This is a genomic window from Dysgonomonas sp. ZJ709 (assembly GCF_011039195.1).
Classification (GTDB): Bacteria; Bacteroidota; Bacteroidia; order Bacteroidales; family Dysgonomonadaceae; genus Dysgonomonas.
This window is the reverse complement of sequence record NZ_JAAKEM010000017.1, coordinates 38,825-54,201: the sequence shown is the minus strand read 5'-3', so window position 1 is coordinate 54,201 and position 15,377 is coordinate 38,825. Positions and strand designations below refer to the sequence as shown.

Here is a 15,377-nt window from a genome sequence, read left to right as displayed (position 1 = left end):
TTTAATTTTATAGGAAAAATGAGCGAAGGATGGTTGCAGCTACAATAAGAAAGATACAGGCTCCAAACCACGACGCGGCGGTTTTCGATGTATCGGGGTCGCCGGACGAGAATTTTCCGTAAACTTTGACGCCTCCGATCAAGCCGACGACGGCTCCAATTGCATAAATCAGCTTTGTGGCGGGGTCAAAATAGCCCGTTACCATAGTTGTAGCATCGGTAATTCCCTGCATGCCATTACCCTGTGCGAATGCACTTAATGCTGTTGTTAATAATACAGCGAACACAATAATTTTTTTCATCTCAAAAACATTTTTAATTAATACTAAAATGAACTTCGAGATCAAATATATATATGGTAAATGCTTGAATAATAGGTGTGTCCGTATGTGTGTGCATGTGTCCGCCTAAGTCCTCTTGGGACACTTTTTTTAAGGCTTAATTACGTCTGATCGATTGGTAGGAAACTGATAATACCATATGACGGAATAAGAAAATGTGCCTTTAGATTTAATACGATAATTTGGTTTTTAGCTAAATTACTTACTAAAAAACACGTCACATTGAAGTATCTTTTAGTAAACTAAATTGGAGGTGTTTTACCCGAATAAAAAATTTATTCTTTTACTCTAATTAGCAATACATAACTCTAATTTTATTTGTATCTTGACAATAAATCTTAAAAAATATACACTATGAATGAGAATGCTGATATAAGAGAAGGAAATTGGGTTAATGATAAGAATGAAGGACTTACAGAAGTAAATTTGCAATACCTGAAAGATATTGCAAATGAATTGACAACATTTAAGCCTATTTGGTTGAATGAATCGATTCTGCTTAAAAATGGTTTTGAAAAAAAGGGAAATGATGATGGAATGCTTATGTTTCATAAAAGTTGTGTGATATCGCCAACTTCTATATATACAGGTAAATTGAAAGAATACCCTCTGTTTATCTTTAATTATAAGCCAAATGAACCCTATACAAATTCTTATTATTTAAGTCCTGGCAATTACTTAATAACTCTCCATCAATTACAAAACATTTATCAGGATCTTACAGGATTTGATCTTGTAGTAGACAGAAATGATATAATCTTATAATTCTAATATGTATACATCAGAAAATATTATTTGGATCAAAAATGTAAAAAGAAAAGATGGTTTTGAATGGGCATATGGAAAAGATAGCAAGATATTAAACTGGTCAACAAAACGTAAAGGCAATGCCATAACACCTAAGATTGGGGATATCATTATTCTTTTTCAGAAACCAAAATTAATTAATGGGGTAAAAAATAACAATGTATTCCTAACACACTTGGTTTCTCCAATTTCTAATGATGTTTTAATAGACGATGAATCAGAAAAACATAAATGGTATCGTGAAATCGAAGTTGTTGCGTGTGCAGATCCCATGTTTATGATTCCAAAACCTATCAATCTAAATTTCACAACAGTAAATACCGGCCTTTCCTATTTGATACAACATATTGGGAATAATAAACTGTCAGAGTCATTACTGCAAGAGACCATATGGAATCTGTTTACTCCTTATTTAGTAAAACAGGATAAAGAAGTATTAAGTGATGTTGATGCTGATTTGATAGCTGGCTTGTCGAGGCTGGAAGACGAAGCCTTAGAGGGACAACTGGATATAATAGAACATATTAATAAAGAGGTGTTTAATCGCAATGCTGTAATTGTTCGAAAAGCAAAAGAAGAAGCCCTTAAAAATGGAAATGGGCGTATTCTTTGTGAATGCTGCAAATTTGACTTCTTGAAAGTATATGGGGTTCTTGGTTACGGATTCATAGAATGCCACCATAAGATAGCAATAAGAGAAGGGGAAAGAATAACCCGCGTAAAAGATATCGCATTAGTCTGCTCTAATTGCCACAGTATGCTCCATCGGATAAATAATGATGGTCACCATTACAGTATCGAAGAACTCACATTATTAATACATGAGCAAAAGAATTTAATATGAAATATTCGGTAGAAGATATTTATAAGCACTCAGGTCAATTTGATAAAGTAGTGAATGTGGAGACTAAGTATGGAAGTGAATCCAGAAAGTTATTTAGCAATTTTATAACAGGCAGTTTTGTATATACGCCAATAGAAAGAAAATCATTGCAAGGTAAAATTGATGATGGCTCTCCGGATAGAACAGATGGGTATGTCCGATTTGATGAGATTCTGAATCAACTATCAGATGATAAAAAAGAATTACTTAAAAGACAAGGTATTTTAGCATCGGATATTGAAGAAATACTCCAATTAAAAAAAGTTGATGAAAATCAGTTTATTAAAGCTGAAGTTCGTGAATTACCCAAGCCGTTAGAAATACGGATTAACGGAGATGATTTCGAGGATGGAAGAATAACTTTAGGACTTTATTCATCAATGCTAGAGAGTGGCTATGCATTATGTCCTTTTGAAAAGGATGAGAATTATGCTTTGCTTCTAACATACTGTAAAAATCCGGTTCTAAAGGAGAATATTTACAATGCAGTTGCAGATAAAGAAACAGGTGAGCTCCCCATGGGACTGAAGTATAAGTTATTAAAAAATAAATTTTTAGCTGAAGGGTTAACAGAAGCTGAACAAGCTGACTTCACTAAAATACTTGAATCGATAGCCATTGAAAGAGGAAGTCAGCTAAAGAAAGAACTTGAGAAGTCTACTGAAAAATATAAGGAAATTGGTATAAATTATGCAGATGAGATTACACGTATAATGGCTTTAACCTCTGTTTTTGAACCGGAAAGGTTAACGCATAATAAACTTCCTGTTTGGTGGGATTATGAAAGATTTATACATATATATATCAGGCATGTTTCGGATTTACAGGTTGGAGAACGTTTTGAAGCAAAAACCGTTTTTCAATATAAATTTAAAGATATAAAAACTGTAGTAAAAAATGTATTAGCTTCAATTGAGGAGGAAATCCAAAAACATTTTGAGCTGAATCCTGAAAAATCTTTTAAAAGACAGGGTGAAATGAGCATTTATTATCAGGGTGATTATTATGCTGTAGATATTGCTCCCGGTGGAAGGCTTATGGCTTTTTATAAAAGAGTATGAATGTAGAGTAAATCTGTCTTATTAATAAAAGAAGCCCCAATAGCCGAAAAGGCTACCGAGGCTTCTTTTGTTTTGATTTGTATATAATATGTATTTCACTTGTAGCAACTTGTGGCTACTTTATCTTTTTTTCGAGATTTTCAACTTTCTCTAAAATTGATTTATAGAACTCAGCATCTTTTTTCAATTGTTCTATTTCCTTACTTTGTTGTATAGAATACAATGTCAATTCCTCTACTTTTTGAAGCAATTTCACATTCATATCATGTAAAGAATAGCCGTCAGATTCTACTTCAGATGCTGATGGGATATCAGGCAGTCGATTATTGGTTTTGATATAATTTTCTACTTCATTCAAATCCATCAATTTATAATCCTTATTGAAGACATGATCAGCCCAGGAAGATTTCGGTCCTATGGAATAATCTTCGGATAATATACCACCGGTAACAAAAAGAGCGTATTTGTTTTTATTAGCTTGGTTAATAATTGTCGTTTCCGATTCATTAGTTCCTCCTCTATATATTACAGCATAACCTTCCGGATATAAGCTGATTATGCCTTTATTATAAGAACCGATCGTTAATCTGTGATTACTTTCTGAGCCTACCCAAAAACGATCATTGTTAGATCCGGCTCTAATCTTGAAAATACCTGGAGTATCTTTAAATGATAACTGAGAACGAAAAGTACCATACAGATCTAATGTTTCACTAGGATCGGTTGTTCCAATACCAATTCGACCACTCGCTTTAATTGTCATATGAGGCTCATCTCTACCATCTGACAAACCTTTATTGCCACCTGCAAACTGTAGATCAACTCTTGAAACGAATCTGGCCATTTCAAAGGGAGTGTAAAATATAGGATATGAAACATTATAGACAGGACGTCTTATCATAAATTCGGGTTCATAATTCCTATCCAAATGAAAAGTTATTTGTCCGTTGTATATATTACTATTAAACAAAGCAACCCTATTATAATTGCCATTCCATGTTAACCCACCTTTTTGTCCCGGAAGGAAAAAATTAGCTGCTTCATAATCTGTAAATGGTGTAATTGGAAGATCAGTAGAATCCTTCTTATTCAAATCGTTTTGAGCCGAAACAACTGTAGGTAAGGAGATTACTAATAAAAAGATAAATATCTTCAATGCTAAGTATTTAAAGATACGCAAATTAAGATAATGCAAAATATTTGTTTTCATAACTTATAATTAAATGTTTTAAAATGCTTTTCAAACAATGAGAGTGAAAGGTATTTATTTTAATAATCATATCTAATTATTAGATTTATCTGCTTTGTTTTTTTCAAGATTTTCAACGATCTTTTTCAAAAGTTCTATTTCCTTATTTTGTTCAATTGAGTATAAAGTCAACTCCTCTACTTTTTGTAGCAACTTCACATTCATATCATGAAGTGAATAGCCATCAGCTTCTACTTCAGATGCAGGTGGTATGTCAGGTAATCGATTATAAAGATTTATAAAATTTTCGACTTCATTCAAATCCATCAATTTATAATCCTTATTGAAGACATGATCTGCCCATGTTGCCCTAGGTCCAATAGCATAATCTTCAGATAACACTCCTCCTAATACAAAAAGAGAATATCTGTTTCTGTTAGTCTGGCTGATAGTATTAAAACTATCGGCGTTTCTGCCAAAAACAATAACAGATCCATCAGCATCCAATCTTATACGTCCTGCATTATTTGAATAAAGGACAAAAGGATGATTTGTATTTGTTCCGATGGAACCTTGTCCTCTATTCCAAAAGTCTCTTATCTGTACTCCTATGTTACCTGCTGTGCTGGATAAATTAAATCCTGCACTTCCTGCTACAGTAAATAAATCATGCAAAGCAACAGTTGAAGTACCAATTGTTACCCTCCCATTTGTAAGGATTGCCATATCCGGAGCTACACCTCCATTTGGTAATCCTCTGCCACCTCCTGAAAATTGCAATTCACCGGCTCCTATAATCCTTGCTGTAGTCCAGGGAGAATGAAGTACAGGAAATGCAGTTCCCATATTAGGGCGACGAAATATCCAATCAGGATTTATGAAATTCCTATCTGCTTGAATAGTTAACTGCCAGCTAGGGCCATTTCCAAACCAACTTAGTACCCCCCTGTTACTACCACCGTGAAGCCTATTTGTTAAGCCTCCTCCATTCACAAACCAATAATCATCAGCATTGTATGATCTTTGTGCTGATATGAATTCCGGTATAGAAAATACTAATATAAGAATGAATATTTTTAATGAAATAAACCTTGTAATTCCAACTTTCGAATAGTTTCTTGAAATATTTGTTTCCATAACTTATAATTTATTTATTTTACTTTTTTAATCATAATCAAAATTAGCTCCATCAATTGCTGTAGCAGTAGCTCTGGAAAAATTAGTATAGATATCTCTTCTTAATTCATAATACTTGAAAGGATGTACATGAATTTGCTTCAGTAAAAAATCATCAGGTGCATGTTCATCTCCCACTTCAATCATAGTATGTCTATCTGTGGGATCAATCATGTCTTTCATGTTATCTCTTTGAAGTGTATTTACACCGAAGAAAACCGGAGATAAATAATTTTTAGATTCACTCTCAAGGTTAGTCTGAATCCAGAAGAAAGCAGAAGTAAAATAGAATTTCACTGTCCAAGAATCCGGCCTATAGGTAATAAAAAGCGGATCATACAGTGTGTAATCGTAATAATCGATTAAAGAACCTACATTATACCTTCTGAACATAATTGTATTTTCTTTATAAAATACTTCGAGGTACTTTTCCGCATACTGATTATAAAATGTATATAATTTTCGCGTAGTGTTTATAGGGTCAAATTGCATTTTGGCTACAATCACTAAACCGTCAAACTCCGTTGCACTACTTCCCCATTCTAAAGGATAAATTGTAGCAATTTTTGTATCGGCATGTAATCCCCAAAGAGATAAGGGATTTAACGGTGTATCATAGTCATAAGGTCCTCCTTGGGCTGACAAAGGGTTACTGCTAAAAATAAAAAGAACTGTCCCAAGTATCAATTTTAAAATATATCTATTCATTTGCAGTTTCATAACTATTGTTTTTATTTAAAATATCACTTACTTGTTTCCATATATCCGGTCTGTCTGTTGTTATTACCATTATTTTCCCATAAGGTACTGATGCCAATGAAAAATGATCTCCACGCATATCCTGGGTTACATTTTTCATATTCCAGACTCCCCATCGATTTACAACTCCTCTTGCTCCTACAGGCTCTTCAGAAAAGATTCCGGGTCTCAGCCCTGTCTGAACATATACGTAATGTAATAGATTTTCATAATTTCTACCATTTCGTGTAAATGACTTTAAATAATTGTCAGTTAAAAGCTTGAAGTTAGTTTCGATTCCTAATAATTTTGTACCGGCTTGCTGATGCCATGTATCTACAAAAACCAAAGCCTTATCCATTGCATCCGCAGCATTATTTGGTTGTACCATTGGCCAGAATAATATCTTGGTAGTTTCTTCCTCAGTTAAAACCGATAACACATCCTGATACTGGAAACTTATCTTAAATGCCAGATAGTCCAGTGCATTTTTCTCTTTGGCTATATCATAGCATCGTTTGAAAATTTTGAACCAGCTCGCCTTGCTCTGCTCGGGTGTTACATCGCAGTTGGCTACACATTGCCCATCCAGATTCCACTGAATAAGTTCTTTGATATCAACTAGCAATACGATTTTGTGATCCACCAGTAAATCCACCACGTCCTCGAATCTTAAATAATTAAAGTCACTTACCGACTCGTTTCGCCTTCTGAGTTTCAAATCTTTTACCTCATCAAAATTTTTGTTAAATAAGAACACTGTATTTGGCCCTTCAAAGTTTGATAACCTATGCATATTATAATCATGACTGATTATCAACTGGTCATCTTTAGTAATCATTACATCCGTTTCAAGAACAGGAGTCATAGTGGGAGTATTAATGATGGCTTCTCCTGAATTTTCCGGAGCTGATTCGCCTAAATCGAATCCCCATAGTCCTCTATGTGCAGCCAGTACAATGTCCGATCCCTTTTCAATATCAGGGCTTTTAACGGCATTCCATGCAGAACAAGGGAACTGATCTCCTAGCGTGGCATCATAACAACGATGTCCGGGATTGAATAAAGGATTAACACCAATGTAGCCAATTCCCGGAATCTTAACTTCGGTCATCGTGGCATTTCTTAGGCTGATTGTTACTGTTACATTAAATGGTTGCTGTAAGAAAGAATAAGGACGTACAGTACTTCTATCAAAGTAATACCTGTCAATACCTAACGCAGAAGATTTGATATCTCTGCTATCCCAGACAAGCGGGAAATATTGACCGGAAGTGCCCAGATCGGCTCGTTGATACTGCACTGAGTTTCCTGCAAATTGTGCCGTCGTTACATTTGAATACACTTCATAGATTGGTGTATTGTACCTGGTTTCAGTTACTCTGATACGGATCTCCCCGCCTGAATTCACTGTACCAATAATACCTCCACTAATGTCTGATTGAGGTCTGAAGACTTTTTCAAATGAAAAGGTTTGATTGGAGACTTGTGCATGTCCCCAGGGAACTACGATTAAGTAAATTACAAGAATTAGTAATCCCCTCTTTAAGTAATAATAAAGCAGATTCATGTTTCTAATTTTTAGTTAATGACTTACAATAATTAATGAAGAAGAAAGCTGTTGTGTTATATTTTAATTAATACTAGTCAATCTTATATTATTTTCAGCCATGTGGCTCGTTTTAGCGGACTATTATTTGCTGTATTTTTGTAAAAGAGTAAAGTTTACTGTCGTATAATCGTATAAAGAGGGGGTATTAGTCAACCCAATTTTAGAAACTTTCTAAAAATATAAAAAAATATTTAATTAATAAACTTATTATTACTGTTTTTTTAGAGTTATTTATCTTATATTGAATAAAATAGGATCAATAAAGGGTTACGATAATGTATTAATTTATTGTTAAGAACAGAAATGAAAATAGGAAAATAAAAAACACACGACTTTGAGACCTTAGAATATGAATCAACATATGAAATATTAATACATTCGACTATATAAATTAAAGAACATATCGACAGTTAGAACTTAAATGGTTTGAACTCAATAAGCCGGACTTTAAGAATAAAACTCCTTTTACTATATGATAGATAAATTAAAAAATAGATGTTGAGTTGGCTGCTTGCGGAGTTATGTTAAAAAAAAGACAGACACTATAGAGTGCCTGTCTTTTATGAGTCTTATCTGGTTGTATCAGTTGTTACCTGATTTTAATTTTTCCAATTCTTTTCGAAGAGCTTCCATTTCTTTTTCAAGTTTCTTGTTTTTTGCAGATTCAAAATTTAAATCCTTTGAAACCATTTTAAATACCCGTTCGGACATCCTATTTAAATCTTCAGTTAGTTTTATGTATTTAGGGTCAGTTCCATAATTATATGTATAGTTTTCCTGATTGTTCGCGATATATTCATTTTGATTGTTATTACTAGACGTATCGCCATTAGTCATTGATGGAGAAAATGTAGTAATTTCAATGACGTATTTTTCTAGCATATCATCCGGCTGAATTTTCTTGAAAACTTCAACAGGTAGATTAAATACATTAGCTACCTGTTGAAGAATTTTATCGTCAATTATTTCCTCTTGTTCCAGATTATGGATAGCCTTCTGAGTAGTATTTAATAGGATGGCAAGTTCATCCTGATTCTTATCGTACAATCTTCTAACACATCTGATATTATGCCCATGATGTGTTTTTTTTTCCTTCCTTTTAGCTGTTTCTGTATCCATAACACTATATTTTTAGTTTAAATCCGATTCTCATCTGCAATTTACTATAAAAATAGTATATATTTTTCAAGGAGAAATATTAATCTCTCAAAATTAATAAAAAAATCTGGCATATTAATTGGTCTTAAGCGTAAAATGCTGATAAACAGTGAATATTATTTCATTTAAAAGATGATTTTATCCCAATTCCTATACATATTTTTGTTGCATATTTAATCTTACAATAAATCTAATAATAAAAAAAGCACTTTTTATATCAAGAGAGAGGAGAGCAATTCAATTTAAAGCCGAGACTTTTTCAGGTTTCACATATTAATAAATAATCACGACATTACTTAATTATAGTCAATATAAATATACTAATTGCCTAAATGTTGTGAGACCTGAATAGTCTTAAAAACAATTGCAACCAATTTGTTATTTAGGATTCTACACGGAAGTTATTTATATAAAATGTATATAATAACTGACCCAGACAGACACCTTACTATATACAGCGTGTGAATCCTGAATAGCTAAATTGTTGATTTTTATAAATTAAAATATAGTATAAAACATGAAGTAATAAAAGAAGCCTGTAATTATACCATATTCAAACTAAATATAAATTCAGCATAACCTTAATTGACCGGTTACCTATCCTCACCTTTTTTGCTAATTTTTTTCTTTAAAGAAATTAAGAATATCTATGCAGAATAATAAAACAAAAGAAGATGAACGGGATTTAATTCTCCGCCTAAGTCAAGACGACGAGGAAGCATTTCATGCACTGTATGTTCTTTATCGAAATAGGATCTTTTTCACTGCATACAATTTCATCAAATCCAAGGAATTTGCCGAAGATATATACCAGGAAACATTTACTATTATCTGGCAGAAAAGAAAATATTTAGACCCTGATACATCTTTCTCTTCATTTATATTTACAATAGTTCGCAATAAAATATTTGATCATTTGAGAAGCATTCGTATATTTAAACGGCTGCCTGAATATCTATTATCACAGTTTGCGGATACTGAATCAGATACATACAGTCACTTAACTACTATTGAACTGCAAGGATTAATAAAGCAGTCGGTAGATAAGCTAACCGTTCAGCAACGCATGGCTTTTATAATGAACAGGGAGGAAAATCTCTCCTACCGGGAGATTGCGGATAATTTAGATATTTCCATTTCGAGAGTCAAATATCTGATATCCGGTGCTTTAAAATCCATAAGGATTAATTTAAGTAAGTATGGCGTCCTGTCAGTTTTATGGTTTTTATTCACAGCTATTACTGATTTGTCTGTCTGAAAATTTTAATCAGCCACTTTCATTCTCCATTTTCAAATCCGATAAAAAAATCAGATAACGGATATACCCGTTTATAGCTATTTTTTCGTCGGCAAAAATAGTGTCGTGTCCTTTACGCCCTGTCAACTATTTGCTGTTAAATCTTCCTCTTTCCCTTCGGGCGAGCGTATTTAACAGTAAATAGCTGCCGATGCTAAACACGCCACTTTGCCTCCACCTCGAAAAAATAGCTATAAAACGGTTAAATATGAAAGAGAAACAAGATTATCATAAAAAAACCTGATAACACTCCGGCATATTAAAATATGTTAATGTTTTAGACTTTTTATTGATGTCTCCGTATAACGTATAAACAGGTAAAAATTAATAAACAAACAAAATTAGAATCAGCCATGAGCGATACCAAGAATAAAGCCCATATAGAACGTTTCCTAAGCGGAAACTATTCAGAAGATGATATGCGCAAAGTTATCGAAGATATTCAGCGGGATGAAAACACCGATGTTCTGGACAAACATTTAAAAGATAAATGGATGATCAGTGAAAACTTTGAAAATACGCAGGGAGAAGAACAGGAATATTACAATGAATCGACCCGGCTACTGCGTAAGATAACCCGCAGATACACACTTTTACAACGTTCTAAACGGTTAATTACTGTTGCAGCCTCAATTATGGTTCTACTTTCTGCCGGTTATCTTTATACCAGATACCTGACACCGGTTAAACCAAATGAGATTTCATATATAAAAGAAACGACTACGATCGGCCAACAAAAACAGGTTACACTTCCTGACGGTACAACCGTTATACTCAATGTCTGTTCACAAATCGAATATCCTGAATATTTTTCAAAAGACAGCAGACGAGTCAACCTTACAGGACAGGCTTACTTTCATGTGGCAAAGAATAAAGATAAACCCTTTATAGTCCATACTGACAAATTCGATGTCAAAGTACTGGGAACAGAGTTTGATGTAAGAGCTTACTGCGAAGATGAACAATTATCCGTTAATGTGGAAAGCGGCAAGGTACAGATCTATATGCCCGAATCCATGACGCGGCTGGTCGCCAATGAAAAACTTATTATCAATACCCACAATAATAACCATTATAAAGAATCGGAGAATAATAAAATAGCCGTCTGGCGTTCGGGTAACCTGTTGTTTAATAAAACACCCATCCGGGAAGTAGTCAAAGAGCTGGAAAGAGTATACGATTGCAAAATTAAATTCAGGGAAGGACAGACTTACGATAATCAGATCACAGGAGAACACTCCAATAAGAGCCTCGAATCTGTCCTGCAATCCATCGAACATACCTCAGAAATACATTATAAACTAAGTAACAACAACGAAATCCTGCTCTATAATAAATAGAGTTTTCTATTCTATAACCATTTAAAACAAATAGTCATGAAAAAAAATATGAAAACAGCACCCACTTAGCAGGAACAAAAAAGGAGCGTTCCCGAAAGAACGCTCCCCGATTTTTGCCGCTAATCATTTATTCCGGATCGCTAAATATGGATAAATGGTTGCAAACACATTTTAATAATTTCGTCAAATTATCAAAACATAGTAAAAATATGAATTTTTTATTAACAATTGGGATAAAATCTTTACCAAAATGTAAATTTTTATCCCTACTGCTTATTTTAATATGCAGTATCAGCTTAAATACCTATGGGCAACAAGCTCCGGATAAAAAAATTACCTTAAATACTAAAAACGATCAGATAACGGTAGTTTTTGATAAAATCTCTCAAATAACGGGCTTCACCTTCTTTTATGATGAAAACGTCATTGAAAATATACCACCTGTAAACGCCGGTTTTTCGAATGTAAATCTAGAAGAGGTGCTTAAGAAACTCTCCGTTCAAACCGGTCTTGATTTTGTGCTGAAGGAAAAAACTATTACTGTCAGTCGAAAGAAAGAGGTCGCATCTAAAGCTAAAGAGGCAAGCCAATCCAAAAGAACTGTAACGGGCGTTATATCCGATGCGAAATCAGAACCCATTATTGGTGCATCTGTGTTAGTCAAAGGGGAAAAGACGGGAACTATTACCGATATTGATGGTAAGTTTGCTATAGAAGTACAAACTGATGCTTCACTTGTTATTTCCTATATCGGCTTTTTATCACAGGATATTAAAATAGGGGATAAAAAGCATATTGATATCAGGTTGTCAGAAGACACTAGGCTGTTGGATGAAGTAGTTATTGTGGGCTATACCCCTATGCGTAAAAGTGATTTTACAGGTGCATTAGCCAATGTCAAAGCCTCCGAATTACCCTTATCCTCTCCGACACTGGGACAAGCCCTGGCAGGTAAAATTGCAGGTGTACAGGTGTCACAGGCATCAGGTGCACCGGGTGATGGCGTAAAGATAAGAGTAAGAGGAACTAACTCCCTGTCTGCAAGTTCCACCCCTCTTTATGTTATTGACGGTTATCCTGCTACCGAGGATGTAAATATTAATCCCAACGATGTAGAAACTATCGACGTGCTTAAAGATGCTGCATCCGCAGCTATCTACGGTTCACGTGGGGCAAGTGGTGTAGTACTTATTACCACTAAAAGAGGAAAAAGCGGTAAGGCTTTGATTGAATACGATTATCAGTTCAGTGTGCAACAGGTTTCCAAAAAGATCGACCTGCTTAATGCAGACCAGTACAGGGACTTGGTTATCGAAGCAAGGAATAATTCGTATCGCGACCTTGCTGAAGCAGCTGGCAAATCATGGAATCCCTTGGATGACAATGCTACACGTGCCTCCAAAGGGTTTGCCATTAATCAGGTAGGTATTCCCGAAATGTTTTTTGATTTTACCACAGGCAAACCCGTCACATCCAAGTACAATACCGACTGGCAGGAAGCCATTTTCAGCAATGCACCCATGCACAGGCATAATATCGGTATCAGCGGAGGACAACAAAACCTCAAATATCGTTTTAGCTTGGGACATCTCGATCAAGATGGAATTATCGCACCTTCCAATCACAGAAGAGTAAACGTAAGGGCAAATGTAGATGCTGATGTAACCAGTAAATTACATATAGGAGTCAATTTCTCGTTTGATGATATCAACAACCGTGAGGTACAGGCTTCAGGGCGTTACATTAATGACGGGGTAGTACAAAGTGCTTTGCTGATGTTTCCTCAGTTTCCGGTTTATAACGACGACGGCAGTTATGCTGTAGGCAATCAGATCGCCATGAAATCACTTGGTTTCCAGATGGTCGAAAATCCGGTAGCACTAGCCCATGAAATTGATATCCGTTCCAAATCAAACCGGATGAACTTTAACACCAACATATCCTATGATATTTTAAAGAATCTGAAAGCAAATGCCAATCTGGGAACACAGTATTTTCACTCCAGATATAATTACTACCGTCCCCGCACAGTAGGTCAGGATGGCGATATGCCCAATTCCGAATCTATTGTAGCTCGTGTCAAAGCACAAGACCAAAGTGTCCGTGATATTGATCAGTTGGGAGAGTTTACGCTTAATTACAATGGAACATTGGGTAAGCATAAATTTCAAGCACTGTTAGGGGCTTCAGCACAGAAGAAAACCTATGACCGTGTATATATAACAGGTATCGGCTTCCCCGATGACCGTATCCATGAAATTACGGCACATGGCCCTAATCCCGGCGATATAACCTTGGATAATGCTACCCGAAAAGCGGCATGGACGATGCTGTCATATTTCAGCCGTCTGAATTATTCGTTTGATGACCGGTATGTTGTTACCGGAACAGTCCGTACGGACGGTTCATCACGCTTCGGGGCACAAAACCGTTGGGGGTGGTTTCCTTCTGTCTCGGGAGGATGGACGCTATCCAATGAAAAATTCTTTAAGGAAAAGTATGGGAAAAGTACAAGCATAAGGCTTCGTGCAAGCTGGGGATTAAGTGGAAATAACAATATCGGTAACTACGAGCATACAAGCTCCATGTCAAGCGGTGGCTATCCCTTTGGTAATTCAGTTGAAAGTGCTTACTGGGAAGGCGGATTCAGAGACGAAGCAATCGGTTGGGAAAAGACCGCACAATATAACCTCGGATTTGATATTGGGTTAATCGGAGGACGTATCAACCTGATCGGTAACTACTTCAATAGTGAGTCCTACGATCTGCTCTATGACCAGCCTATTTCATCCATTTCAGGATCAAAATCCGTAAAAACCAACCTGACCGATGCACGTGTGCGTAACAGGGGATTTGATTTTCAGGTTGACGGGCGTATTCTTACCGGAGCATTCAGTTGGAATATGAGTGCCAACCTTACCGTTAACAGGAATAAAGTCCTTAATATGGGAGGTATAAACGATTTGTATCTAGTGGGTGAACGAAGTGTAGTCAGCCATGTTACGCGTGCAGGCAGCCCCATCGGTTCATTTTTTGGATATTTTGCTGACGGTATTATTTCCGAAAGCGATTACCGGAATATATTGATCGATAAATCCAATCTGGTCAATGGTAAACTACCCGAAGGATATACCCGTGTAGGGCCTGCCGTACCCAATTACTCTTCGGTTCGTGCCGGTGATGTTCTGTGGAGGGATGTAGACGGAAACGGTACTATAAATGATGAGGACAGAGGTATTCTGGGAGACGCATTTCCTGATTTCACGTATGGGATAAGTACCAATTTTGCCTATAAAGGCTTTGACCTGAGTGCCGTATTTACAGGTTCACAAGGAGCAAAAGTTATCAATTTCCAGAAATATTACCTCTATAATATGGAAGGTTCGGGTAACCAGTTGAGCAGTGTGCTTAATCGCTGGCAGTCTGATGCCAACCCGGGTAATGGAGAAGTGTTTCGAGCAGCAAGACACTCGACTACCAATGTAAGTATGCGGCTTGCTTCTTATATGGTCGAAGACGCATCCTATTTCAGATGTGCGAATATAACCCTTGGATATACATTCAATAACGCTCTTTTACGGAAAATACGATTGCAGGGACTACGCCTGTATGGAAGTGTAGACAACCTGTTTACAATTTCCGATTATCAGGGTTATAACCCCGAAGTTGACTATAAGGGAGACAACCTTCTGCCCGGATTTGACTGGGGTGTTTATCCTCTAGCAAGAACATTCAGTGTAGGAGCAAAGCTTACTTTCTAATATATAAAAACAGAT

At 35.6% G+C, this 15,377-nt stretch carries 12 protein-coding genes; 6 read left to right on the top strand and 6 right to left on the bottom strand.

Translation table 11 applies throughout. The features are described 5' to 3' along the window. Positions 1 to 7: 7 nt before the first annotated feature. On the bottom strand, positions 8 to 301 hold the full coding sequence (locus G7Y56_RS12260) for a DUF4134 domain-containing protein (RefSeq protein WP_165043911.1): 294 nt from the start codon (positions 299 to 301) through the stop codon (positions 8 to 10). Positions 302 to 694: 393 nt separating this feature from the next. Here G7Y56_RS12260 and G7Y56_RS12255 point away from each other — a divergent pair, with 393 nt between their 5' ends. Genes G7Y56_RS12255 through G7Y56_RS12245 form a run of 3 tightly spaced genes read left to right on the top strand, consistent with a single transcriptional unit; the run spans position 695 to position 3,091 of the window. Further along, entirely contained in the window at positions 695 to 1,105 is a 411-nt protein-coding gene (locus G7Y56_RS12255; protein WP_165043842.1) for a hypothetical protein, read from the top strand. Positions 1,106 to 1,112: 7 nt separating this feature from the next. Beyond that, complete coding sequence (locus G7Y56_RS12250) at positions 1,113 to 1,991, top strand: HNH endonuclease (RefSeq protein ID WP_165043840.1); 879 nt, start codon at positions 1,113 to 1,115, stop codon at positions 1,989 to 1,991. Beyond that, a complete protein-coding gene (locus G7Y56_RS12245; RefSeq protein ID WP_165043838.1) occupies positions 1,988 to 3,091 on the top strand; it encodes a hypothetical protein in 1,104 nt (367 codons plus the stop codon). The genes G7Y56_RS12250 and G7Y56_RS12245 overlap by 4 nt, the downstream gene beginning before the upstream one ends. A 115-nt stretch (positions 3,092 to 3,206) precedes the next feature. Here the strand turns inward: G7Y56_RS12245 and G7Y56_RS12240 are convergent, their stop codons facing one another. The 5 genes from G7Y56_RS12240 to G7Y56_RS12220 form a co-directional block, all read right to left on the bottom strand. Further along, complete coding sequence (locus tag G7Y56_RS12240) at positions 3,207 to 4,301, bottom strand: hypothetical protein (RefSeq protein WP_165043836.1); 1,095 nt, start codon at positions 4,299 to 4,301, stop codon at positions 3,207 to 3,209. A gap of 72 nt (positions 4,302 to 4,373) precedes the next feature. Then, a complete protein-coding gene (locus tag G7Y56_RS12235) occupies positions 4,374 to 5,417 on the bottom strand; it encodes a hypothetical protein (RefSeq protein ID WP_165043834.1) in 1,044 nt (347 codons plus the stop codon). A 27-nt stretch (positions 5,418 to 5,444) separates the two neighbouring features. Beyond that, positions 5,445 to 6,176: a hypothetical protein gene (locus G7Y56_RS12230; RefSeq protein ID WP_165043832.1), complete on the bottom strand. Its 732-nt coding sequence runs from the start codon at positions 6,174 to 6,176 to the stop codon at positions 5,445 to 5,447. Further along, positions 6,157 to 7,764, bottom strand: a complete 1,608-nt coding sequence (locus G7Y56_RS12225; RefSeq protein ID WP_165043830.1) for a glycerophosphodiester phosphodiesterase family protein — start codon at positions 7,762 to 7,764, stop codon at positions 6,157 to 6,159. The genes G7Y56_RS12230 and G7Y56_RS12225 overlap by 20 nt, the downstream gene beginning before the upstream one ends. A 624-nt stretch (positions 7,765 to 8,388) precedes the next feature. Further along, the gene (locus G7Y56_RS12220) at positions 8,389 to 8,925 is read right to left on the bottom strand and encodes a helix-turn-helix transcriptional regulator (protein ID WP_165043828.1); all 537 of its coding nucleotides are present in this window, start codon (positions 8,923 to 8,925) and stop codon (positions 8,389 to 8,391) included. Between the two features lie 688 nt (positions 8,926 to 9,613). On the opposite strand from G7Y56_RS12220, the gene G7Y56_RS12215 reads away from it, so the two are divergent. From G7Y56_RS12215 to G7Y56_RS12205, 3 genes are all read left to right on the top strand, one after another. Beyond that, a complete protein-coding gene (locus tag G7Y56_RS12215) occupies positions 9,614 to 10,222 on the top strand; it encodes an RNA polymerase sigma factor (RefSeq protein ID WP_165043826.1) in 609 nt (202 codons plus the stop codon). Positions 10,223 to 10,614: 392 nt separating this feature from the next. Continuing rightward, complete coding sequence (locus G7Y56_RS12210) at positions 10,615 to 11,601, top strand: FecR family protein (protein ID WP_165043824.1); 987 nt, start codon at positions 10,615 to 10,617, stop codon at positions 11,599 to 11,601. 209 nt (positions 11,602 to 11,810) lie between these two features. Beyond that, complete coding sequence (locus tag G7Y56_RS12205; protein ID WP_165043822.1) at positions 11,811 to 15,362, top strand: TonB-dependent receptor; 3,552 nt, start codon at positions 11,811 to 11,813, stop codon at positions 15,360 to 15,362. Positions 15,363 to 15,377 lie beyond the last annotated feature (15 nt).

Coding starts and splice junctions, on each gene's coding strand:
- G7Y56_RS12215 (WP_165043826.1), top strand. CDS start 9,614: ATGCAGAATAATAAAACAAAAGAAGATGAACGGGATTTAATTCTCCGC.
- G7Y56_RS12260 (WP_165043911.1), bottom strand. CDS start 301: ATGAAAAAAATTATTGTGTTCGCTGTATTATTAACAACAGCATTAAGT.
- G7Y56_RS12255 (WP_165043842.1), top strand. CDS start 695: ATGAATGAGAATGCTGATATAAGAGAAGGAAATTGGGTTAATGATAAG.
- G7Y56_RS12240 (WP_165043836.1), bottom strand. CDS start 4,301: ATGAAAACAAATATTTTGCATTATCTTAATTTGCGTATCTTTAAATAC.
- G7Y56_RS12250 (WP_165043840.1), top strand. CDS start 1,113: ATGTATACATCAGAAAATATTATTTGGATCAAAAATGTAAAAAGAAAA.
- G7Y56_RS12245 (WP_165043838.1), top strand. CDS start 1,988: ATGAAATATTCGGTAGAAGATATTTATAAGCACTCAGGTCAATTTGAT.
- G7Y56_RS12210 (WP_165043824.1), top strand. CDS start 10,615: ATGAGCGATACCAAGAATAAAGCCCATATAGAACGTTTCCTAAGCGGA.
- G7Y56_RS12220 (WP_165043828.1), bottom strand. CDS start 8,925: ATGGATACAGAAACAGCTAAAAGGAAGGAAAAAAAAACACATCATGGG.
- G7Y56_RS12225 (WP_165043830.1), bottom strand. CDS start 7,764: ATGAATCTGCTTTATTATTACTTAAAGAGGGGATTACTAATTCTTGTA.
- G7Y56_RS12230 (WP_165043832.1), bottom strand. CDS start 6,176: ATGAAACTGCAAATGAATAGATATATTTTAAAATTGATACTTGGGACA.
- G7Y56_RS12205 (WP_165043822.1), top strand. CDS start 11,811: ATGAATTTTTTATTAACAATTGGGATAAAATCTTTACCAAAATGTAAA.
- G7Y56_RS12235 (WP_165043834.1), bottom strand. CDS start 5,417: ATGGAAACAAATATTTCAAGAAACTATTCGAAAGTTGGAATTACAAGG.